Consider the following 6,427-nt stretch of genomic DNA (forward strand, 5'->3'; position numbering starts at 1 on the left):
GCTTGATAATGCCAGTCCACAGACCAGAAAGATCGCCTGCGTTGCTCTTCTTGCGGTTTTGATATTCTTTCCATTCTCCATTTTGCAAAATTGTGCAAATTTGCATTATTTTGCAAATAATCTTTAATGCCGGCTCCGGAAGGGTGTTAAATCTCCCTCCGGTAGTTGTTTATATTTGTGCTGTCTATGATTAAGGAAAAAAGGTTTGAAATGATACTGGCCCGTTTGAAAGACGGCGCCCAGGCTACTTATCCGAACCTGGCCGCCGAGCTGGGAGTTTCGGAGGATACGGTTCGCCGGGATATTGAGATCCTGCATCAAAACGGCCTGCTTTCCAAAGTGCGGGGCGGCGCTATTGCGAGAAATAAAAATCCGCTGACATTTCAGGACCGTCAGGGTTTTCTCAGCGAGCAAAAGGATGTCATTGCGCTTAAGGTTCAATCACTCCTGAAGCCCCGCGCTACCATATTTATGGACGGAGGTACAACGGTTTGCGCTGTGGCAGAACACTTTAATATTGATTCTTCATTCAGGGTTATCACCAACAACCTTGCATTGATCCCTATTTTGCACCGGTTTAAGAACATTGATACGATTGTGCTTGGCGGAACCTACAACCGGGAAACAGCAACCAATGTAGGGGCAGGCACTTTTGAACAAGTTGCCTCCTATGTGGCAGACATCTACTTAATGGGTACATGCGCCATATCCGCGCAAATGGGAGTTACGGCGGCCGTCAAAGATGATGGTGAGATAAAGAGAGCGATGTTACGCGCGGCGAAAAAAACAATCGTTCTGGCTAACAGTGAAAAGGTGGGCAGCTCCGAACACTATAAGGTCTGCGATCTTGAAAAAATTCATGTACTGGTTACTGAACTTGCCAGTAACGACCCCAGGTTAGATGAATTCAGGCGTGGGAAACTTTCCATTATTTAAGCCGTTCCCGAAAAAGCCTTAAAACCAGCGCAGCAGCTGATTCTAAGGCCTTTTAATTTCTTCTTGTTATTACTTCCTCTCCTCAATCAGGTAATAACGCCGTACACTTCACCTCAACGAACAATCCTGGATTTGCCAGAACAGTGGTGCCGATTGCGGTCCAGGTCGGGAGGCGGTCGAGGTTCGTGAAATACCGGTCCTTCACTTTCATGAGAAGTTGGAGGTCACGCATATCAGTAAGGTAGGTTATCATCTCCACCACATCATCGAACGTGCATCCTGCCGCTGTCAGCACTTTCCTGACATTTTCGAACGCCTGGGCCATTTGCGCCTCTTTATTCTCAATAACATTCATATTCTCATCACGGCCAACTTGTCCAGCAATAAAAAGGAAAGGCCCGGCTTTCACACCAGGTGAATAGTGAAATTTTTCAGGGATCTCTTTCATATCCGCTGGTACTACGGATTCCCGCCTGCGTGTGTCGTTGATTTTCTTCTTTTGATCTTCGCTCATTTAAAAGGGTTTTACGGAAAGTACAGAAATTTATATAAAATGGCCGGGTTTCAGATTGCTAGATTAGTTGATCCTATTTGGGCAGCAACAAGGCAAATGAGGAAACGTCATTGCTGCTTAGTTTCATGATCCAGGATCTTATCAATTAAAATTTGCAAACCTGGTTTCAAGGTTTTTCAGCCACTTCACCCGTTTTTCCTGGCTTACAGATTTTACTGATGTAAAGCTTATCCATTGCAGTTTTTTGTATCCCATCGTTCCGAAAACACTTTTCAACATTACTTTCCGGATCAGGTTTCCAATGAGCAGGGAGTACAGCCATTTAGGCTTGTTCATGGTGGTAATAACGGTGATGCTTTTCAGGTTCTTTAAAAGCGGCACCAATCCAAAACCTCTGGGATGGTGGTCATATACCACTCCCGGGGAAAGTACCCGGTCAATAAATCCTTTGGTTGTTGCCGGCATGATATCCCACCAGATCGGGAAAATAAAAATAAAATGGTCTGCCTTTTTCAGGCGTTCAGTATAGTCAATAACCTGGGGGTCAATGGGCTTATGCGCTACAAAGGCTTTTAAGTCTGCCTGTGACATGGCAGGATTGAACTTCTCGTTGTCCAGGTGCATCAGGTCAACTTCGTGATCTGCTTCTTCAAGCCCCTTTGTTACAGCCTGCAGGATGGCATTGCAGAAGCTCCCCTCGTAGGGATGATTAAATACAATTACTATTCTCATTTCTTACTGTTTAATTACAGCACAAAATTGAGAAGCGGATCACCTTTTGACGATAACAATTGTAAAGAAATGAGTTTATCGCCTGTTCCGTATCCGGCTTAATGAAACAGATGTAATGCCTAAATAGGAAGCGATGTAATGCTGCGGAACACGTTGTACAATGTGAGGATATTGCGCGATTAATTCTTCGTAGCGTTTTTGAGGCTTATTTTTAAGATAAGAATAGAAAAGTTGTTGTGATTGAAGAAATCTTTTGAATAAGTGCTCTTCCAGCTTATTCCTTAATTCCGGTGAATTTTCAATGATCTGCCGGAAGTCGCTTTGTGAAATGGTTTGTAAAATACAAGGCTCCAGGGTTTCAATGCTGTATAAGCTCGGTTGGTTTGTTCTGAAACTTTCAATAGAAGAAACACTGTCGCCTTCAAAGAAGAATTGCGTAGTTATTTCTTTACCGTCATTATTGATCCAGGTCCGTAAGCAACCTTTCTCAATAAAGAACATCGTTTTCGAAACCTTTCCCTCTGCCAAAAGCACCGTCTTTGCAGGCACTTCCTGCTGTTTAAAATACGGTCTAAACGGGTCCCATTCTTTTGCCATTGTTTACAGCCCTTTTCAGGGTAGTATTAATTTAGTTATAAATGCTTTAAAATTATAAAAATAAATCAATTATCACGATTGCTACATGCCCATTGCTGACCTTAAGATCAGCTACCTGCAACATTTTATACCGTTCATTGTAACATATCAGCAGCCGGCCCCCAATAAATATGGGTAATTTTACGAAGACTGTAAAAACTTATGTTTGCCATTATTGCATGCAAAAAAAATTCCATGAAAAGATCGCTTTTAATTTTGTCGTTAATTATCATCACACACCATTCCTTTGCACAGACAGTTATAGACTCCTCACTATTGCTTCCGCAAAAAGACATGCAATGGTGGAAAGATGCCAAGTTTGGATTGTTCATTCATTTTGGATTGTACTCCGTTTTGGGAGAAGGCGAATGGGCTATGTTCAGCAAACGGATCGACACATCAGAATATGGCAAACTGAAGGACTCGTTCAGTGTTACAAAATTCTCCGGAAAAAGCTGGGTAGATGCTGCAAAGCAGGCCGGATGCAGGTACATGGTGGTAACTTCAAGACATCACGACGGTTTTAGCTTGTTTAATACCAGCTTTGGTAATTACAGTTCAATGAACAGTCCTGCAAAAAAAGATCTGATCAAAGAGTATGTTGATGCAGCGCATGATGCCGGCATGAAAGCCGGTATTTATTATTCTCCGCTGGACTGGCGCTATCCCGGTTTCTTTTTTCCTGACCTGTACTATTCCAATGCCCTGGAAATGAAAAAGCAAACCTACACACAGGTTCATGAGCTGTTAAGCAATTACGGCAAGATCGATATTTTATGGTATGACGGCGGAGAAGATTTCTGGCTTGGTTTTGCAGGCCTGATGTGGGATGGCGGCAAAGGCTGGTACACACGTGGTTTCGACAAACCTTACACCGGGAAATTCAGCTGGGAGCCGGTTAAGCTTAACTCAATGGTAAGAGAGCTGCAGCCAAAGATCGTGATCAATCACCGCAGCGGATGGATGGGTGATTTTAATACCCAGGAAGTAACATTGAGAGGAAGGGAAAGCAGGCCCTGGGAACTGTGTACGAACCTCAGTCAAACGGCATGGGGATGGACTCCCCAGGCAGCAGACCGCATGATGTCCCTTGACAGCTGCATTCGTTTATTGGTATCCGTTGTATGCCAGGATGGGAATTTATTGTTAAACGTTGGGCCTAAACCGGATGGGGAAATTGAGCCTGCGCAGGTGCAGCGGTTGAAAGAGATCGGTGATTTTCTTTCCAGGTATGGAGAAAGTATTTACAGCACAAAGGGCGGAGTATGGGATGCCAAATGGGGCGGAACAACTTTTACAGATAAAGCGATCTACGTGCATGTTTTAAAAGCTCCTGCCGATGGAAAGATCGTTCTGCCATCTGTTCCCCAAAAAATTGCTGCTGCAAAATACCTGGGAACAAATGTAAAAGTCAGCTTCAGACAAAGTGAGGGTGAAATTGTATTGAATGGGATTGCCAATAAGGAGAACAAAACAGATATAATTGTGAAGCTAACTTTGAAATAGCCCTGACCCATTTGGCCGGCGGCAGGTACCACCGGCCAAATGGGGAGGCTTCCTGGCATAATTTATTGTGCAACCGGCCAGTTATCCGTACGGAAAGGCACAACCGGCAGGCCTTCTGAAGAAAAAATATTACCGATACCGGCATTGGAGAAACCATATCTCACCGCTTCCGGCTTCTCTACCTGTTTACTCCAAACGATCAGCGCATCTTTTTCCACCTTCGCGGATGCTTCATAGAAAACATGATCTGCCCCGGCTATATACAAGGCAGCGGGCGCTTTGCCATTGATCTTCAGAGAAGCAGGAACGTTATTGAAACGCAGCACGGCTTTGTTTTTGCTGATGCTCATTTCTTTGAATACCGGGCTTTTCCAGGCAAATCCTGTTTTACCATAATTCTCCCCAAGCGCCCAGGCGGCAAGCCTGTTGCCAACTGTTCTCTTATCCTGGGGATGAATATCTTTCACATTTTCTGTAACATCGGCTACTACTACCATACCGGTTCCGGCAAGCGCGCTGCTGCGTGCCTGCGCCTCGCGAAGCAATGCAGCCTGGTATTCCTTTTCGTAGGTGAACGGCGCTATCTGAACATAGTAAAAGGGCAGCGGTTTATGCCATGCATCACGCCAGGCCTGTATCATGCCGGTGAACAATGGCGTATAGGTATCAGCAGTATTCACATTGGCTTCTCCCTGGTACCAGATCACACCCTTTATGTTGAAATTGGTAAGAGGCGCTATCATCGCATTATAAGCATAACCTGGCTTATTGGGCCACCAGGCGGCAGGCAGTAACTTGGCGGCAGCTGCAGAAAGCTGCGGTTCACTGGTTACAAGATGTTCCGGCGCCCATACTTCAGCGGGGGTTCCTCCCCAGCTGGCATTGATCAGCCCAACCGGCACTCCTAACGATTGCTGTAGTTTAGCTCCGAAAAAATACCCCACTGCACTAAAAGGCTTCAGGCTGTTGCTGTCGCATACTTCCCAGCTTGCGTGACAGTCGTCCTGGGGATATGCAGCCGTAGTTTTGGGTATGTTAAAGAACCGGATATTATTGTTACTGCAAACAGGCAGCACCTCTCCTATCTGCCGGATGCCGTTATAGTAGCTGTATTCCATGTTGGATTGACCTGAACACAGCCATACTTCACCGATCAGGATGTTTTTCAATACGATCTCATTGGATCCTTTCAATCTTATTTCATAAGGCCCGCCTGCTGCAGGTGTATGTACTTTTAAAGCCCATTTTGCATCACCGCTGGTGGTAACGGCCGTTGTTTTGTTATCCCAGCCCGTAAATACCGTAACTTTTTCTGAAGGGCTTGCCCATCCCCAGATCGTTACACTGTCGTTTTGCTGCAGCACCATGTTGCTGCCCACAAGCGCCGGTAACCGGATGGCGGCATGAAGCACTGCAGGTAACAGCAGCACAATGCCGTAAAGGAAGAGTTTTTTCATATAACTTTTTTCATCTTTTAATATATCAGCTTTCTGCTATTGTTTAAAAATATATTGGGAAAACAGATACAGGTTACGATCCCACTCCTTATTGTCATGCCCATTCGTGTCTACATTCCAAACGTGGGGAAAGTTAATTTCCTTAAGGTACTGATGGGCGTTTTCACTGATCCGCCAAAGGCCGTCTTTATTACCACACCCTATCCATAGCAGCTTTAACTTTTCCCGGGCAACCTTAAGATCCGGAATAAACTGCACATCTGTATACATATTGCCAAATTTATTCGTATTGGGCGCCGAGGAAAATCCACCTACATAGGCAAATGTCTCCAGGTGATGCAGGCCTATATTTAACGACTGGCCGCCGCCCATTGACAAACCGGCCAATGCACGATGTTCAGCGTCGCTGATAGTGGAATAATGTGAATCGATGTAAGGAATGATATCTTTCAACAGATCCTCCTCAAATGGTTTTCCGTAACCTTCAAAATTATCCGCTCTCCCTGAACGGCCGGCAGATGAGGTGTCTGTTACAGTGAGCTTAGTATCGCAATTGGGAAAAACCATTACTACCGGCTGAATTTTACCATCTGCGATCAGGTTATCCACAACATTATCTGCCTGGCACCACTCCGTCCATTGACGG

Annotated in this window: 7 protein-coding genes; 2 read left to right on the top strand and 5 right to left on the bottom strand. The window is 45.0% G+C overall.

All coding sequences use genetic code 11. The features are described 5' to 3' along the window. The first annotated feature begins 186 nt into the window (after nt 1-186). Nucleotides 187-936, top strand: a complete 750-nt coding sequence (locus VIM87_RS22910; RefSeq protein ID WP_331999255.1) for a DeoR/GlpR family DNA-binding transcription regulator — start codon at nt 187-189, stop codon at nt 934-936. 82 nt (nt 937-1,018) lie between these two features. Here VIM87_RS22910 and VIM87_RS22915 read toward each other — a convergent pair whose 3' ends face one another. The 3 genes from VIM87_RS22915 to VIM87_RS22925 all read right to left on the bottom strand — a co-directional run bounded on the left by VIM87_RS22915 (nt 1,019) and on the right by VIM87_RS22925 (nt 2,779). Further along, nucleotides 1,019-1,450, bottom strand: coding sequence for a RidA family protein (locus VIM87_RS22915; RefSeq protein ID WP_331999256.1), 432 nt, complete (start codon nt 1,448-1,450; stop codon nt 1,019-1,021). Nucleotides 1,451-1,591: 141 nt separating this feature from the next. Then, entirely contained in the window at nt 1,592-2,182 is a 591-nt protein-coding gene (locus tag VIM87_RS22920) for an NAD(P)H-dependent oxidoreductase (RefSeq protein WP_331999257.1), read from the bottom strand. 75 nt (nt 2,183-2,257) lie between these two features. After that, nucleotides 2,258-2,779: a Crp/Fnr family transcriptional regulator gene (locus VIM87_RS22925; RefSeq protein ID WP_331999258.1), complete on the bottom strand. Its 522-nt coding sequence runs from the start codon at nt 2,777-2,779 to the stop codon at nt 2,258-2,260. A gap of 234 nt (nt 2,780-3,013) precedes the next feature. Between VIM87_RS22925 and VIM87_RS22930 the strand changes: the two genes are divergently transcribed. Then, a complete protein-coding gene (locus VIM87_RS22930) occupies nt 3,014-4,324 on the top strand; it encodes an alpha-L-fucosidase (protein ID WP_331999259.1) in 1,311 nt (436 codons plus the stop codon). Nucleotides 4,325-4,386: 62 nt separating this feature from the next. On the opposite strand, the gene VIM87_RS22935 is transcribed toward VIM87_RS22930, so the two are convergent. Further along, nucleotides 4,387-5,781, bottom strand: a complete 1,395-nt coding sequence (locus VIM87_RS22935) for a sialate O-acetylesterase (protein WP_331999260.1) — start codon at nt 5,779-5,781, stop codon at nt 4,387-4,389. Between the two features lie 36 nt (nt 5,782-5,817). Continuing rightward, the coding region (locus tag VIM87_RS22940) for an alpha/beta hydrolase (protein WP_331999261.1) at nt 5,818-6,427 on the bottom strand (610 nt) is incomplete at its 5' end.

Origin of the sequence: Chitinophaga sp. (assembly GCF_036569125.1) — a bacterium.
GTDB lineage: Bacteria > Bacteroidota > Bacteroidia > Chitinophagales > Chitinophagaceae > Chitinophaga.